The 15,125-nt window shown below is 72.1% G+C and carries 13 protein-coding genes; 2 read left to right on the forward strand and 11 right to left on the reverse strand.

Features of this window, described 5'->3' with window-relative positions; translation table 11 throughout:
• Positions 1–334: 334 nt before the first annotated feature.
• From tsaE to glmS, 5 genes are all read right to left on the reverse strand, one after another.
• Positions 335–790 carry a tRNA (adenosine(37)-N6)-threonylcarbamoyltransferase complex ATPase subunit type 1 TsaE gene (gene tsaE, locus BJ969_RS25520; RefSeq protein ID WP_184483121.1) on the reverse strand — a complete coding sequence of 152 codons (456 nt, stop codon included), beginning with the start codon at positions 788–790 and terminating at the stop codon, positions 335–337.
• Positions 787–1,893: an alpha/beta fold hydrolase gene (locus tag BJ969_RS25525; protein WP_184483123.1), complete on the reverse strand. Its 1,107-nt coding sequence runs from the start codon at positions 1,891–1,893 to the stop codon at positions 787–789. Before BJ969_RS25525 ends, tsaE begins: the two co-directional genes overlap by 4 nt.
• Positions 1,890–3,032: an alanine racemase gene (gene alr / locus BJ969_RS25530; RefSeq protein WP_184483125.1), complete on the reverse strand. Its 1,143-nt coding sequence runs from the start codon at positions 3,030–3,032 to the stop codon at positions 1,890–1,892. Before alr ends, BJ969_RS25525 begins: the two co-directional genes overlap by 4 nt.
• 543 nt (positions 3,033–3,575) lie before the next feature.
• A complete protein-coding gene (locus BJ969_RS25535; protein WP_184483127.1) occupies positions 3,576–5,072 on the reverse strand; it encodes an NAD(P)H-hydrate dehydratase in 1,497 nt (498 codons plus the stop codon).
• A gap of 535 nt (positions 5,073–5,607) precedes the next feature.
• The gene (gene glmS / locus BJ969_RS25540; RefSeq protein ID WP_184485794.1) at positions 5,608–7,470 is read right to left on the reverse strand and encodes a glutamine--fructose-6-phosphate transaminase (isomerizing); all 1,863 of its coding nucleotides are present in this window, start codon (positions 7,468–7,470) and stop codon (positions 5,608–5,610) included.
• Between the two features lie 303 nt (positions 7,471–7,773).
• Here glmS and BJ969_RS25545 point away from each other — a divergent pair, with 303 nt between their 5' ends.
• The gene (locus tag BJ969_RS25545; RefSeq protein WP_184483129.1) at positions 7,774–8,595 is read left to right on the forward strand and encodes a dienelactone hydrolase family protein; all 822 of its coding nucleotides are present in this window, start codon (positions 7,774–7,776) and stop codon (positions 8,593–8,595) included.
• A 190-nt stretch (positions 8,596–8,785) separates the two neighbouring features.
• Entirely contained in the window at positions 8,786–9,325 is a 540-nt protein-coding gene (locus BJ969_RS25550; RefSeq protein WP_184483131.1) for a hypothetical protein, read from the forward strand.
• A gap of 12 nt (positions 9,326–9,337) precedes the next feature.
• Here BJ969_RS25550 and BJ969_RS25555 read toward each other — a convergent pair whose 3' ends face one another.
• From BJ969_RS25555 to glmM, 6 genes are all read right to left on the reverse strand, one after another.
• Positions 9,338–9,805, reverse strand: a complete 468-nt coding sequence (locus BJ969_RS25555; protein WP_184483133.1) for a hypothetical protein — start codon at positions 9,803–9,805, stop codon at positions 9,338–9,340.
• 27 nt (positions 9,806–9,832) lie between these two features.
• Positions 9,833–12,520, reverse strand: coding sequence for a hypothetical protein (locus BJ969_RS25560; protein ID WP_184483135.1), 2,688 nt, complete (start codon positions 12,518–12,520; stop codon positions 9,833–9,835).
• Positions 12,520–12,831, reverse strand: coding sequence for a type VII secretion target (locus BJ969_RS25565; protein ID WP_184483137.1), 312 nt, complete (start codon positions 12,829–12,831; stop codon positions 12,520–12,522). Before BJ969_RS25565 ends, BJ969_RS25560 begins: the two co-directional genes overlap by 1 nt.
• Positions 12,832–12,968: 137 nt before the next feature.
• Positions 12,969–13,235 (reverse strand): hypothetical protein, encoded by a 267-nt coding sequence (locus BJ969_RS25570; protein ID WP_184483139.1) that lies wholly within the window; start codon positions 13,233–13,235, stop codon positions 12,969–12,971.
• 221 nt (positions 13,236–13,456) lie between these two features.
• The gene (locus tag BJ969_RS25575) at positions 13,457–13,621 is read right to left on the reverse strand and encodes a hypothetical protein (protein ID WP_184483141.1); all 165 of its coding nucleotides are present in this window, start codon (positions 13,619–13,621) and stop codon (positions 13,457–13,459) included.
• A gap of 51 nt (positions 13,622–13,672) precedes the next feature.
• Positions 13,673–15,007, reverse strand: a complete 1,335-nt coding sequence (gene glmM, locus BJ969_RS25580; protein ID WP_184485798.1) for a phosphoglucosamine mutase — start codon at positions 15,005–15,007, stop codon at positions 13,673–13,675.
• Positions 15,008–15,125: the final 118 nt, after the last annotated feature.

Genomic DNA, 15,125 nt, shown 5'->3' on the forward strand with positions numbered 1-15,125 from the left:
CGATGTGCCCTTCCGCGCCCGAGCGATGTGCGAGCTCAGCCTACGGCCGGATCACGACCCCCGAATTACCGGCGGTCACCAGCCGCCACGTCCCGGGGAAACCCCGTTCCACCCCGAACGAGGGATCTCACCACCCGCAGCAACCCCGCAATTTCGCGAGAAATCAAACCCCCACCACTCCCGCAAAACCCCGAACCCCAGCAATAACCCCAGATCAAGCCACGTAGCTGCCCAGGCATCCACTTCGGGGGCTCGCAATTCCTCGCGAAATCGCGCGAGTCATCCCAGGTGAGGAGTTCGTCCCCAGCCGTTCGGGGAGGCCGAGGAAGGGGGATCAGGTGTGCCAGCGGTCGCCGTGGGGCTCCAGGACGACCTCGCGCACGTCGTCGGTACGGCGGTGCAACCGGATCATCAAGTACTCGTCGGCCAACCGCGCCGCGACCTCGGCACCCCACTCCACGACCACGACCGCATCGGTGAGATCGGTGTCCAGGTCCAGGTCGTCGATGTCCTCCAGCCCACCGAGCCGGTACGCGTCGACGTGCACCAGCGCCGGACCGTCCCCAGCCGGGTGGTGCACCCTGGCGATCACGAACGTCGGCGAGGTGACCTGGCCGGTCACGCCCATGCCCGCGGCGATCCCCTTCGCCAGCACCGTCTTGCCCGCGCCCAGCGGACCGTCCAGCACGACCAGATCACCGGCGCGCAACCCGGCGCCCAGGCGGCGGCCGAAGTCCAGCGCCTCCTCCGGAGTCGCCAACTCGGCGGTGGACGCCACATCCGCGCTCATGACCGGCCGCTCACTTTCTTCTCCCCGTTCGAGATCCGCTGCGCCGCGCGCTTCACCAAGCCAACCAGGTGCCCGGTGACCAGCTCGTGCTGCTCCAGCATCGCCATGTGCCCGGCGCCCTCGACCCGCACCAGCTCCGCCTCCGGCAACTCCCCGGCGATCACCTCGGAGTGCGAGAACGGCGTCATCCGGTCCAGATCGCCGCTGAGCACCAGCACCTCGGTGTGGCGCAGCCCGGCGAGCGCGGCCTTGCGATCGTGCGACCCGAGCGTCTCCAGGAAGTCCGTGACGACCTCGACCGTCGTCGCGGAGATCATCTTGTTCATCAGGTCCACCAGCGACGGGCTGACCTCGCGATCGCCGAACGACAGCGCCCGCACGATGCTCCACGCCAACTGCCCGCCGGTGCGGCGCACCCGCTCCACCAGCTCCGGCTGCAGGCCCGCCAGCACACCCAGGCCACGGGTGAGCGGGTTGTTCCGGGACAACCACGGCTTCGGCAGGCCGGACGCGCCGATCTCCCCGGCGGACGTGCTCATGAACGCGACCGCGCACACCCGGTCGCGGAACAACTTCGGCTGCTGCTCGGCCAGCGCCATGATCGCCATGCCGCCCATCGAATGCCCCACCAGCACCACCGGACCGCGCCGAGCGGTCGCCCGCACCACCGCGTCCAGATCCTTGCCGAGCTGTTCGATCGTGCTGTTGCGCCGCGACGAATGCCCGGACCGGCCGTGGCTGCGCTGGTCGTACTGCACCACCCGCACCCGCGGATCCGTCATCAGCGGCAGGTCGCGGCGCTGGAAGTGCCAACATCGCGAATCCAGCGCGTAGCCGTGCACCAGCACCACCGTGAGATCGGCGTGCCCGCCGTCGGCTGGCTTGATCTCCTGCACCGCCAGCGGCACGCCGTCATCGGCGGCCACCGTGGACTGCCGGTCCGGCCGCAACCGCCCCAGGCTCTCCTGCGCGTACAGGTCGTCCTCGTCGTGGCGCTGGGTCGCGATCCGCGAGCTGTGCGCGGCGACGCCGACGGCCGCCCCCGTCACCGCCGCGCCCAGCACCCCGCTGGACCAGGCGAGCGCCTGCCACACCGGTCTCATGTCGCCACCTCCGTAGGGGTGCGCGTCACCCGCGGCCGGAACATGCCGGTGACGATCTCGTAGTGGATCGTGCCCAGCTTGTCCGCCCACTCCGCGGCGGTCGGCGCACCCTGCTCACCAGGGCCGAACAGGACGACCTCATCGCCCACCGCGACCGGATCGTCGTCGCAGCACACCACCAGCTGATCCATGCACACCCGGCCCACCACCGGCCTGCGGCGCCCGGCCAGCCACACGTCCATCCGGCCGGACAGGTTGCGCGGCACGCCGTCGGCGTAGCCCACCGGCACCAGCGCCAACGTGCACTCGCGGTCGGCCGTCCACAGGTGGCCGTAGGAGACGCTCTCGCCGGGGCCGACGCGCTTGGTCAGCACCACCTCGGAGCGGAACGTCATGGCCGGGACCAGCCCGTGATCGCCCGCGTGCGGCACCGGGTCCAGCCCGTAGGCGGCGATGCCCGGCCGGACCAGTTCGAAGTGCAGGTCGGGGCGGGTCAGCAGCGCCGCCGAGTTCGCCAGGTGCCGGATCGGGGTGAGCCCGGCGGCGCGCGCCTGCTCGTAGGCGTCCTGGAAGCGGGCGGCCTGCGCGTCGATCGACGGGTGGCCCGGTTCGTCCGCGCACGCCAAGTGCGACCAGACCGCGGCCACCTCCAGCACGCCCGACGCCTGCGCCTTCGCCGCGCGCTCCACCAGCGCCGGCCACAGCTCCGGCGGGCAGCCGTTGCGGCTCAACCCGGTGTCGATCTTGAGGTGCACCTTGGCGACCCGGGACCGCGCGTGCGCGGCGGTCGCGATCGCGTCCAGTTCGGCGGCCGACGACGCGGCGAGCTCCACATCGGCCGCGACGGCCGCGTCGAAATCGTCACCCGGGACGTGCAGCCAGCACAGCAGCGGAGCGGTGATGCCCGCGGCCCGCAGCCGCAAGGCCTCCCCGATGGCCGCCACGCCCAACGCGGAAGCACCGGCGTCGAGCGCGGCGCGGGCCACCACCTCGGCGCCGTGGCCGTACCCGTCGGACTTCACCACCACCATCGTCCGGGCGCCCGAGCGCTGAGCCCGTTCGGCCAGCAAGGCGACGTTGTGGCGAAGCGCATCGACGTCAATGCGCAGGTCGGCGCGGTGCGCGGGCTGCTCAGTCATGGCGCCGACATCGTCGCACACGCATTGCCGATCACCGCCTGGTTGTGAAGCAGACCCTCATCACGTTCCTTGTATACCACCCTGGGAGACCAGCTGATCACCCTCCGTGCGCATTGCTGCTCCCAGCGCCCTGCGCACGGCGGCTCAGGTTCGGAGTGAACGGACCGTTCGTCCAATCCCGTTGGGCAAACGGTCCGCTCACCCCAGCCCGCCCCACGCGACGTGAGATTCCAGCTCCAGGTGAACGGAGCTCCCGTTGGGCAAACGGTCCGCTCACCCCAACGCCCACGCGGATCGCCGCACAGCGCACGCCCCTGATCCGAGTGAACGGCCCGTTCGCCCAATCCCATTGGGCGGACGGGCCGCTCACCCCCGACCCCGAACCGAGTCAACGGACCGTTCGCCCAATCCCGTTGGACGAACGGGCCGCTCACCCAGCCCGCGTGATCACCACACGGCGCGCGCTCTGAAACGAGTGAACGGACCGTTCGTCCCATCTCGTTGGGCGAACGGTCCGTTCACTTCAGCGGCGGGGCGGTGCGATCAGGTGGAGCGGAGGGTGCGGATCGCCGCCGGGAGCGCCGCGAGCAGGGCTGAAGCCCCGATCGGCGCACCGGCCTCCTCGCCGGCACCTCCGAGGGCGGCGAGCTCGGCGGCGAGGGCGTGCGCGTGCGCGGCGAAACCGCAGGCCAGCCACGGGTCCATCCCCGTGGCCAGCAGTGCCCCGATCAACCCGGTGAGCACGTCGCCCGACCCGGCCGTCGCGGGCCACGCGTGCGTCGAAGGGTTGACCAGCACTCGGCCGTCCGGAGCGGCGATCACCGTGGTGTTGCCCTTGAGCAGCAGCACCACGTCGTCGCGCCGCGCCACCTCCCGCGCCGCGGCGACCCGGTCCGGGCCCACCTCGCCCGCGAGCCGCTCGAACTCACCGGCGTGCGGTGTCAGCACCACCGCCGCGTCCGGCTCCCGCGCGTCCCACAGCGTCGGGTCCTGCGCGAACAACGTGATCGAGTCCGCGTCCGCGCACACCGGGCGCCCCGACTCCAGCACGTGCCGCAGCACCTCGCGCCCGCTGGCCCCGGTGCCGATGCCCGGCCCGACCGCCCAGGACTGCACCCGTCCCGCGTCGGCGACCGACCCGGTCGCCACCACCTCCGGCCATCGGGACCGCACCACGTCCGCGGCGGGCCCGGCGTAGCGGACCATGCCCGACGTCGCCTGCACCGCCGAGCCCGCGGCCAGCACCGCCGCACCCGGATACGTCGCCGACCCCGCCGCGACACCCACGACGCCCTGCGAGTACTTGTCGTCCGACGCCCCCGGCACCGGCCATCCCGCGCCGACGTCCGACGGCTCCAGCACGTGCAGATCAGGCTCGGGAAGATCATCGCCCAGGCCGATGTCGGCCACCACGACCGAGCCCGACAGCACCGCGCCCGCTCCCAGCACGTGGCACGGCTTGCGCCCGCCGAAGGTGACGGTCAGGTCCGCGTCGACGGCGGGCCCGTCCACCGCCCCGGTGATCGGGTCGACGCCGCTGGGCAGGTCGACCGCCACGATCGGCGCTTCGACCCGAGCGACCAGCTCGGCCGCCACCGGGCGCAGGCTCCCCCGCGCCGAAAGACCGACGATGCCGTCGATCACCAGGTCCGCGCGCTGCACCGCGTCCGTCGCGGCGGCCCCGATGCCGGCGGTGTCCGCGCCCGGCCCCGACGCCTCCACGACCCGGCCGCCCGCGCGGCGCAACGCCGCCAGCCCGGCCGGGTGCGCCTTGTCCGGAGCCAGCAGGACCGCGGTGACCCCGGCTCCTCGGCGGCGCAGCTCGGCACCGGCCCACAGCGCGTCCCCACCGTTGTTGCCCGCTCCGACCAGCAACGTCACGTGCCGGCCCGCGGTCGCTCCGGTCGTCTCGGCCAGCAGCCGCGCGCTGTGCGCGGCGACGGCGAACGCGGCGCGGCGCATCACCAACGGCTCCGGGGTCCGGGCGAACACACTGCGCTCGGCGGCCCGGATCTGATCCGGCGTCCACACTCCCTGCACGGAGACCTCCCACTCGCGGTTGCTGCCGTCTTACCCGATCACCGCGCCCCTGTCGCGCCACCCACCGCACCGACACCGTCTCCGAGTGAACGGACCGTTCGCCCAATCCCGTTGGACGAACAGGCCGTTCGCCCAATCCCGTTGGACGAACAGGCCGTTCGCCCAATCCCGTTGGACGAACAGGCCGTTCACCCCACCTCACCCTCCGGCCGGACAGGAACCGGACGGGAGTGAACGGACCGTCTGCCCAATCTCATCGGACGAACAGGCCGTCCACCCCGGCTCACCCCCCGAACCGAGCGAGAACCGGTTCGAGTCAACGGACCGTTCGCCCAACCTCCTTGGACGAACGAGCCGTTCACCCCAGCCGGAGAGCGGCAGCGGTTCCGAGTGAACGGACCGTCTGCCCAATCCCGTTGGGCGAACAGGCCGTTCGCTCGGGAGCGAGTTCGCCTCGGCGGTCCGCGAAAGCCGGACGGGCCGCTCGACGCTGTGGTCGAACGGCCCGTCCGGAGGCGCGAAGCGGCGGTGGTGATCACTCCACCGTGACGGATTTGGCCAGGTTGCGGGGCTTGTCCACGTCGTAGCCGCGGGCGCGGGCGATCTCCGCGGCGAGCACCTGCAGCGGCACCGTCGACACCAGCGGCTGCAGGAGCGTGGCCACCGCCGGGATCTCGATCAGCTCGTCCGCGAACGGGCGCACCGCCTCGTCGCCCTCCTCGGCGATGACGACGGTGCGGGCACCGCGCGCCTGGATCTCGCGGATGTTGGACAGCATCTTCGAGTGCAGCAGCGCCCGGCCCTTCGCCGACGGCATCACCACGACGACCGGCAACCGGTCCTCGATCAGCGCGATCGGCCCGTGCTTGAGCTCGCCCGCGGCGAAGCCCTCCGCGTGCATGTACGCGAGCTCCTTGAGCTTGAGCGCGCCCTCCAGCGCCACCGGGTAGCCCACGTGGCGCCCCAGGAACAGCACCGCCTTCGAGTCGGCGAGCTCGCGCCCGAGCGTGCGCACCTGCTCCACGGTGGACAGGGTCTGGCGCACCGCCTGCGGCATCGCGGCGAGCTCCTCGAACTCGCGCGCCACCTCGTCGGAGTACTTCGTGCCGCGCGCCTGCGCCAAGGCGAGGCCCACCAGGTAGTTCGCGGTGATCTGCGCCAGGAACGTCTTCGTCGCCGCCACCCCGATCTCGGGTCCGGCGTGCGTGTAGAGCACCGCGTCCGACTCGCGCGGGATCTGCGCGCCGTTGGTGTTGCAGATCGCCAGCACCCTGGCCCGCTGGGTGCGCGCGTGCCGCACCGCCTCCAAGGTGTCCGCGGTCTCCCCGGACTGCGAGATCGCCACGACCAGCGTGTCGCGGCCCAGCACCGGGTCGCGGTAGCGGAACTCGCTGGCCAGCTCCACCTCGACGGGGATGCGGCACCAGTGCTCGATGGCGTACTTCGCGAGCAGGCCCGAGTGGTAGGCGGTGCCGCAGGCGACCACGAAGACCTTGTCGATGTCGCGCAGGTCCTGCTCGGTCATCCGCTGCTCGTCGAGGACGATGCCGCCGTTGACGAAGTGCCCCCGCAGCGTGTTCTCCAGCGCCTCGGGCTGCTCTTCGATCTCCTTGAGCATGAAGTAGTCGTGGCCGCCCTTCTCGGCGGCCGAGAGGTCCCAATCCACGGTGAACGGCTTCGCCTGCACCTCGGCGCCGTCGAAGTCGGTGACCCGGTAGCCGCCGCGGTCGATGGTGACGACCTGGTCCTGGCCGAGCTCCACCGCGTCGCGGGTGTGCTCGATGAACGCCGCGACGTCGGAGGCGAGGAAGTTCTCGCCGTCGCCGACGCCCACCACCAGCGGCGAGGACCGGCGCGCGGCGACGATCTTGTCGGGCTCGTCGGCGTGCGTGACCAGCAGCGTGAACGCGCCTTCCAGGCGACGCGCCACGGCGCACACGCTCGCGGTCAGCTCACCCGCGGTCGGACCGGAGGCGTAGGCCGCGGCCACCAGGTGCGCCGCGGTCTCGGTGTCGGTCTCGCTGGCCATCTCGACACCGGCGGTCTCCAGCTCGGCGCGCAGCGCGGCGAAGTTCTCGATGATGCCGTTGTGCACGACCGCGACCTTGCCCGCGGCGTCCCGGTGCGGGTGCGCGTTGCGGTCGGTCGGCGCGCCGTGCGTGGCCCACCTGGTGTGGCCCATGCCGCTGGTCGCCGTGAACCGGGAGCCGTCCTGCCCGGCGAGCTTGCCCTCCAGGTTCGACAACGCGCCCGCGGCGCGTTCGACCGCGAGACCACCGGAGCCGTCGAGCATCGCGACGCCCGCCGAGTCATATCCCCGGTACTCCAGCCGCCTGAGCCCGTCCAGCACCACGTCCAGCGCCTGACGATGTCCTACGTAACCCACGATGCCGCACACCCGAGTCAGCGTAGCCACCGCCGCCGAACACCTCAGAACGGGCACGGCGCCCGCACCTGACGGTGCGACCCGGCACCTCGGTCCCGGGGAGATCGTTCTCGGACGATCATCGGCGCTGGTCAGCGGATCGAGGCGGGATTCGGCGTGGTGAGCGCGGCGGAACGATCGCCGCACCGGCACTCGAACGAAGGCGGTCCAGCGGCCCGGGAGAGCCGGTGAATCTCACCCGAGGCGTCCGCCACGTCACGGGCCGTCCGCCTCGCGTGGGCGAGCCCACTGCCGCGTCGGCTACCGTGACCCACCATGGCGCGGAATGCCAAGAAGGCGTTGGAAGAACTGTCCCACCGCGGACCGCACGAGGTGCTGCACGGCGACCTCGCGCTGGTCGGCCTGCCCGGCATCGTGTGCACGCCGCGCAGCGGCCGCGGGCTGCCCGCCGTGGCGTTCGGCCACGGGTGGCTGCAATCGCCCCGCCGGTACACCGGGTTGCTGCGCCACCTCGCGTCCTGGGGCATCGTCGCCGCCGCTCCCGGCACCCAGCGCGGCCCGCTGGCCTCGCACCGGATGCTGGCCTCGGACCTGCGCACCGCCCTCGACATCTGCACCGGCGTGCGCCTCGGCACGGGCGACATCAGCGTCGACGACGGCAAGCTCGGCGTCGCGGGCCACGCGCTGGGCGGCGGGAGCGCCGTGCTCGCCGCGGCCGACGACCCGCGGGTGCGGGCCGTGGCGACGTTCGCGGTGACCGAGACGATGCCGTCGGCGCTGGCCGCCGCGCACCGCGTCACGGCACCCGGGCTGCACCTCACCGGCGGGAAGGACCTGCTGGCACCGTCCGTCGCGAACGCCGAACCGATCGCGGCGGCGTGGGGCGGGCCGGTGCAGCTGCGCGACCTGCCCAAGGCCAGCCACCTCGGGATCACCGAAGGCAGGCACTGGACGGAACTGGTGCTGCACGGCAAGGCCGAATACCGCACCCAGCGCACGACCCGCGCCTTGATCACCGCGTTCCTGCTGCGCCACCTCAACGCCGACAAGCGGTGGGACGCGCTGCTCGACGGCGACGTCTCCGGTGCCGCCATCGACCAGGAGCACAGCCGGACGGCGAAGCAGCTCACGGCCTGACCGGGGTCGAATTCCGCACGGTCGCGGCGAAACGGCCCGCCGCGGCGATCACGTCGGCCACAATCACCGGCATGAGCGCGCCGCAGCCAGGACCCCACGGTTTTCCGCACGCCGCCCCGCCGCAGCAGGGCCATCCGCAGCAGGCGTACCCGGTGCAGCAGGGCTACCCGCAGGCACCGAGGCAAGCCCAGTGGACCTACCCGCAGCAGCCGGGTTTCCCGGCGCCGGGCGGACCGGCGAAACCCGCGTCGAACGGCCGCGCATCACCTTCGCCGTCGTGCTCTGCGTGCTCGCGCTCTTCTTCGTCGAAGAGGGGATCACGTCCATCGTGAGCAGCGCCGCCGCGTCGAGCATCGTCTTCGACGGGCAGACCCAGGTGGGCGTGAACATCGCGCTGTCGATGCTGCGCGGCGTCGGGATCGTGCTCGCCGGCGCGTTCGCGCTCACGGCGGCGATCCTGCACTTCGCCCGAGCACGCGCCGCCCGGGTGTTCGCCGTGCTCACGGGCGGCGCGGCGGTGCTCGGCTTCCTGCTCAACGCGGCCTACGAAGTGCACACCGTCGCCACCACGCACCTGCGGCTCAACTTCGACGACATCGTCGACACCCGCTTCGTGATCGTCCTGGTGCTCGGCGCGATCATCGCGGGCCTCTCGTTCGTCCCCGCGATCAACGGTGGCCCCGCGGCTCGACCACCGATGCCGCAGGGCTACCCGCCGCAGTACCGCTGACGCGGCTGCCGTTCACCTCAACCAGCTGCGGTTCGAGAAGTCGTCGTCCTCGTCGTCGAGGACCGGCCGCCGCCGGGCCGCGGGGCGCGGAGCGGGACGCGGCGGCGGCTGCTGCCAGCCCTGCTGCGGCGGCTCCGGACGGCTCTGCGGAGGAGGTTCCGGCCTGGTCTCCGCGACCGGTTCCGGCCTGCCCGCTGGGGCGGGCCGCGGGGCCGGGTCGGTGTACTCCTCTTCGTCGTCCTCGATGCCGACGTCGATCTCCGCGACCCGGTTGCGCTCGGCGTTCTCCCGCTCCGTGCGCTCCCGGATGCGCTCGGCCATCTTCTTCGCCGTGGCGACCGTGCTCTCGATGGCGGCCGTGGCCTTGTCCGCGCTCTCCCTGGAGCTCTTGGTGAGCTCGTGGCTGCGGTTCACGTCGTCGCTGACCAGCCGGTTCATCGATTCCCGGAACGCGCGCGCCTCCGGTGTCTCGGTGCTCATCTCAGGCGGTCCTTCCCCGCGTCACGCTCATCCCTGCCGGTCCTCACCGAGCACCGCCCGGTGCCGGGCACCGGAGTCGTCCACCACGTCGTCGAACAGCTGCCCCTGGGTGCGCCACGGGCTGGAGTTCGTCCGCTCCTGCTCACCGCCGCCGCCCTGCTGGCCGCCGCCCATCGCACCCATGCCGCCCATCATTCCGCCGCCCATGGCGCCGCCACCGGACTGCTGCTGACCGCCCTGCGCGGCGGCCGGGTCGGACATCGTGCCCATCCCGGTCGCCCCCTGCGGGCTGCCGGAGGCCGCGTCGTCCGCGCTGGCCAGCCCCGTCGCGCCCGCCTGCGGCGGTGGGCCGCCGAACGGTGACGGGTGCTGCGCGGGAGGTTCGGCGCCGAGGTCACCGGCGAACAGCTGCCCGGACATGCTCGCGAACGAACCGGACACGCCTTCGCTGGTGAACGCGCTGGCCAAGCCCGCCGACTGCGAGCTCGTCGGCGCCGGACCGTCGGGAACCTCGGGGGCGCTCGTCGCCGACGCCGCCGGAACCACCGGCTCGGTGCCGCCCGACGCCGGAGCGTCGAACCCGCCGACCTGCGGCGGAGTTCCCACCGGTGCGGACGGATCGAAGCTCGCGCCGGGGTCGCGTCCGACCGGAGCTCCGGCCGCGTCCGGCCCGAGGGGCTCCGCACCGGGCATCGCGGGCGGAGCGGGCGGAGCGGGCGGAGCGCCCGGCACGGCTCCGGGAGCGGCGGTGCGGGCGTCGGGTGCGGGCTGGTCGTCCGCGCCGAACTCCACGGTCTCCTGGATCGGCGGCCGGCCACCGCCGGCGTCCACCTCGACGTTGATCGAACCGTCCGGGGCACGCTCCAGGGTGATCGTGCGATCGCCCTCGTGGATCACGGCCTTGCCGTCCTCACCCGGCACCACCGGGATGCCCGGCTGCGGCGGCTGGCCTCCTGGGAACGCGGCGCCCGTACCGAGCGGGGCGCCCTCCTGACCTGGCATCGCGCCCGGCGTCGGGTTGGTCCCCACACCCGGCATACCTGGCTGGCCCGGCATCGCACCCGGCGTCGGATTCGTCCCCACACCAGGCATACCTGGCTGACCGGGCATCGCACCCGGCGTCGGATTCGTTCCCACGCCCGGCATGCCGCCTTCCGGGCCGAACCGCACGTCGTAGGTCTTGGGCTTGCCGTCCTCGCCGATGACCGTGACCTGCGAGGTGCCCTGCTGGTCCGGCTCCTGGATCTGAACGGCGTCCTGACCTTCGCCGATCGTCTCGACCTCCGGAGCACCCGGCCCGGCCGCGCCGGGCTGCGGCATCCCCGGCACCTCGGGCATCTCGGGGGCTTCGGGCATCTTCGGGGCTTCCGGCATCGCCGGAGTCTCCGGCATCGCCGCCGCTCCACCCGGCGAGCCGCCGGGGGATACACCGGGCGAACCTCCCGGCGAACCCCCTGGAGAACCACCGGGCGAACCTCCCGGCGAGCCGCCGGACGGAGCGCCTCCAGGGCCCTGCTGACCAGGACCTTGCTGGCCAGGCCCCTGCGGCCCGGCACCGTCCTGCGCCGGGCCGGGGTTGCTGAACGGGTTCTCCTCGGCCTTGCCGAGTTCCTCGTTCAGCTTCTTCCACGTGTCATCGACCGCGGTCTTGGTGTCGGTGCACTTCTTGTCGAAGTTCTCCCACTCGTCCTCGACCGCCATGGCGAAGCCGTCGGCCATCTCTTGCGCCTTCTTCTTCGCCGCCTCCTTCGTGGCGTCGTCAGCGTCCCCGCAGTCCTCATTGATCGGGATCTGCCAGATCGCCGCGACCTTGCGGATCACCTCGTCGTCATCGCTGCCGTTGGCCAGGTCGATCGTGGTGTCCCAGTCCTTGGTGCTCTTGCCGCAGGTGACCTGCTCGCGGCGCTTCTCCAGCTCCAGCACGTAGCGGGACTTCTCCCGGCACAGGTCGCCGAGGCCCTTCATCGCCGCGGTGGTGCTCTGCGCCGCCGTGCTCACCCTGTTGATCACGCGCTCGTTGACCGTGGGGGTGAACTTGTCCGCGAAGAACTGCTGCGAGCTCTCCGATGCCGCACCGCTCCAGCCGCCCCACAGCCGGCCGAGGCGCGTCGACATCTCCTCGTGCGCCTTGCGCATGCCCTTCTCGGCGGCGTTGAGGTCCTCGGTGCCCCGCGCGAACTTCGCGAACTGGATGCCGCGCTGCTCGTGGAAGCGATCTTCGGCCTGCTTGACCTGACCGACGCCGACGCGCTGGTTCTTGATCGCCCCGATCCGGTGGTACACCGGCAGCAGGTCGCGGAAGAAGCGCAAACCGGCGTTGCCCGCGTCCAGCAGCTCGTCCGAGGAGTCGGCTCCCGCGCCGCCCTTCTCCCCGTTGTCGGCCGCGCGCTGGGTGCCGTCGATCGTGGCCTGCCCGCCCTTGATCGCCTCGTCGTGCTTGCGGTCCTTCTCCCCCGCGGCGTCGGCCTGCTTCTTCGCTTCCTCGTAGGACTCCTGGAGATGTTCGTCCGGGTCCCACGTGGTGAAGCCCTCACCGGAGACCCGCCAACCGCTGTCGTCGTACTTGTCCATGTACGGATCGAGAGCGGAGGTGTCCTCGAAGAAGTTCCGCTGGCGGTAGATCAGCAGCAGGTTCCGCTTCGCCTCGTCCGAGACGTCGCCGTTGTCCAGGAGCGCCTTGACCTCGTCGACGGTCGGCTGCTTCTCCTCCGCCATCAGTTGCTCCCCGACTTGCCGACGGTCTCCGATGCGTCCGCGTCGGACCAGTCATAGCCCTGGCCGGTCTGCTCCAGCTTCTGCGAGAAGTCGTCCATCGCCTCGGCCATCGACGTCACGCACTTCGCGAGCTTGGCCATCGCGTCCTGGTACCCGCCGAACGCCTGCTGGTGCACCCGGCCGAAGTCCCCGGCCCCCAAGCCAAGGTCGGCGATCTTCGCGGCGTGCTCGTCGCGCACCGGATCCGCCGTGCCCCTGATGCTGCTCGCGGCGGCGACCAACTCCCCCGAGTTCGTCCCGAAACCTGCCATCGTTGCCCCTCCTCGCACTCCACGCCCCCACCGGATCGCAACGTTGCGACGTCAGGTGGCAACGCCAGGTTCCTCACCCTGGCAGCTGAGCGCGGCGAACGGGCCGAATCCGATGATCTCCTTGCATACGCGAAGGTTCAGCGCGGCGGATACGGCCCCTGCGGCGGGTAGGGCTGCGGCATCTGCTGCTGCGGGAACGACTGGGACGGCGGTGGCTGCGGCGGAAACCGCTGCGGCGGCGGTGGCTGCGGGAACGGCTGAGCGCCCGGCCCCTGCGGATATCCGGGCGGCGGCCCGTACTGCGCGGCGGCGCCGCCGAGCTTGACCTTGACGACGAGCGCGGCGGTCAGCGCGCCGGCACCCCCGCCGACGAGCAAGCTCACCAGCAGCATGATCACGTTCATGAGTCCCCCTCTTCTCCGCGCACAACGTATCGGAGGGCGCACGCGGACCACCGGCGGCTCGACGCGGCTCAGGACCCGCGGAATCGCCGGTGGCAGGAGGTTCGGCTCAGATCGAGATGATCAGCATCGCGAGGATCACCGCCAGCGCCATCCCGGCCAGCGGCAGCAGCACGATGACGAACAGATCCGCGAACCGCTCCCCGCGCATCTCAGGCCCCCGCTCAGCCGTGCCTGCGGGAACGGCGGTTGACCCACCACTGGCCGCCGTCGTGCACGGCGTTGAGGGCCTTCGTCCCGGCTATGCCGAGAGCGGAGAGCACGAGGACGGCAGCGACCAGGCCGATGGCGACAAGCCCGACGAGAACGGCGACAACGATGGCACCCATGTGAGCACCGTCTCACACTTTGGCCGATCAAGGGAGACTCAGATCACAAGATCACCGGATGGCAGCAACGACTTCGGCCAGACGCCGCGCCGTGGCGTCCGCGACCTCTTCGCTGGGCGCCTCCACCATCACCCGGACCAGCTGCTCGGTGCCGGACGGGCGCAGCAGCACCCGGCCCTTCTCGCCCAGCTCGGCCTCCGCCGCGGCGACCGCCTCGGACACCGACGGCGCCGCCACGGCCAGCGAGCGGTCCACGACCTTCACGTTCACCAGCACCTGCGGCAACCGGACCATCGTGGTGGCGAGCGACGCGAGCGTCTCGCCCGTCGCGGCCATCCGACCCATCAGGCGCAGCGCCGTGAGCACGCCGTCGCCGGTGGTGGCGTGGCCGGGCAGCACCACGTGACCGGACTGCTCGCCGCCCAGCGAGAACCCGCCGGCGCGCAGCTCCTCCAGCACGTAGCGGTCCCCGACCTTCGTGGTGCGCAGCTTCACGCCGTGGTCGCGCATCGCCAGGTGCAGCCCCAGGTTGCTCATCACCGTCGCGACCAGGGTCTCGTCGGCGAGCTCGCCGGACTCCTTCATCGCCACGGCCAGGATCGCGAGGATCTGGTCCCCGTCGACGACCTCGCCCGCGGCGTCCACCGCGAGGCAGCGATCCGCGTCACCGTCGTGCGCGATGCCCAGGTCGGCGCCGTGCTCCAGCACCGCCGCCCGCACCTCGTCGAGGTGGGTCGAGCCCACGCCGTCGTTGATGTTGAGCCCGTCCGGGTCGGCGTGCAGGGCCACCACGTCGGCGCCCGCCCTGCGGTACGCCTCCGGCCCCGCGCTGGAAGCCGCGCCGTTCGCGCAGTCCACCACGACCCGGATGCCGTCCAGCCGCTGCGGCGTCGCCACCAGCAGGTGGTCCACGTAGCGCTGCACCGAGTCCGGCACGTCCCGCACCCGGCCGACGTGCGACCCGGTGGGCCGCTGCACGTCCTCGTGCAGCCGCGCGGCGATCTCGTCCTCCACCGCGTCCGGCAGCTTGTGACCACCGGCGGCGAACAGCTTGATCCCGTTGTCGGGCATCGGGTTGTGCGAGGCCGAGATCATCACGCCGATGTCGGCGCCCAGCTCGCCCACCAGGTAGGCCACCGCGGGCGTCGGCAGCACGCCGACCCGCAGCACGTCCATGCCCGCCGAGGTCAGGCCCGCCGTGACCGCCGCCTCCAGCATCTCGCCGCTGGCCCGCGGGTCGCGGCCCACCAGGGCCACCCTGCGACGCGAGTCGTCCCGGTCGTAGAGGACGCGGGCCGCCGAGGCCGCCACGGACAACGCCAGTTCCGGCGTCAGGTCCGAGTTCGCGAGGCCGCGTACTCCGTCGGTGCCGAACAGCCGGGACATGTGCAGCGAATCCTCCTGGATCGACGGCAGAGCCATGCCAGGCCCGAACCCGGCATACAAAAAGACCACGGGAGCAGCCCCGGCGTCGCGCGGACGCCACGGCTGCTCCCGTGAATCG

Source organism: Saccharopolyspora gloriosae (assembly GCF_014203325.1).
GTDB classification, from domain to species: domain Bacteria; phylum Actinomycetota; class Actinomycetes; order Mycobacteriales; family Pseudonocardiaceae; genus Saccharopolyspora_C; species Saccharopolyspora_C gloriosae.

Bases quoted from the DNA above. Each gene is read 5' to 3' on its own strand.
- tsaE (WP_184483121.1), bottom strand. From the start codon at position 790: ATGAGCGCGGATGTGGCGTCCACCGCCGAGTTGGCGACTCCGGAGGAG.
- BJ969_RS25525 (WP_184483123.1), bottom strand. From the start codon at position 1,893: ATGAGACCGGTGTGGCAGGCGCTCGCCTGGTCCAGCGGGGTGCTGGGC.
- alr (WP_184483125.1), bottom strand. From the start codon at position 3,032: ATGACTGAGCAGCCCGCGCACCGCGCCGACCTGCGCATTGACGTCGAT.
- BJ969_RS25545 (WP_184483129.1), top strand. From the start codon at position 7,774: ATGGCGCGGAATGCCAAGAAGGCGTTGGAAGAACTGTCCCACCGCGGA.
- BJ969_RS25555 (WP_184483133.1), bottom strand. From the start codon at position 9,805: ATGAGCACCGAGACACCGGAGGCGCGCGCGTTCCGGGAATCGATGAAC.
- BJ969_RS25560 (WP_184483135.1), bottom strand. From the start codon at position 12,520: ATGGCGGAGGAGAAGCAGCCGACCGTCGACGAGGTCAAGGCGCTCCTG.
- BJ969_RS25565 (WP_184483137.1), bottom strand. From the start codon at position 12,831: ATGGCAGGTTTCGGGACGAACTCGGGGGAGTTGGTCGCCGCCGCGAGC.
- BJ969_RS25570 (WP_184483139.1), bottom strand. From the start codon at position 13,235: ATGAACGTGATCATGCTGCTGGTGAGCTTGCTCGTCGGCGGGGGTGCC.
- BJ969_RS25575 (WP_184483141.1), bottom strand. From the start codon at position 13,621: ATGGGTGCCATCGTTGTCGCCGTTCTCGTCGGGCTTGTCGCCATCGGC.
- glmM (WP_184485798.1), bottom strand. From the start codon at position 15,007: ATGTCCCGGCTGTTCGGCACCGACGGAGTACGCGGCCTCGCGAACTCG.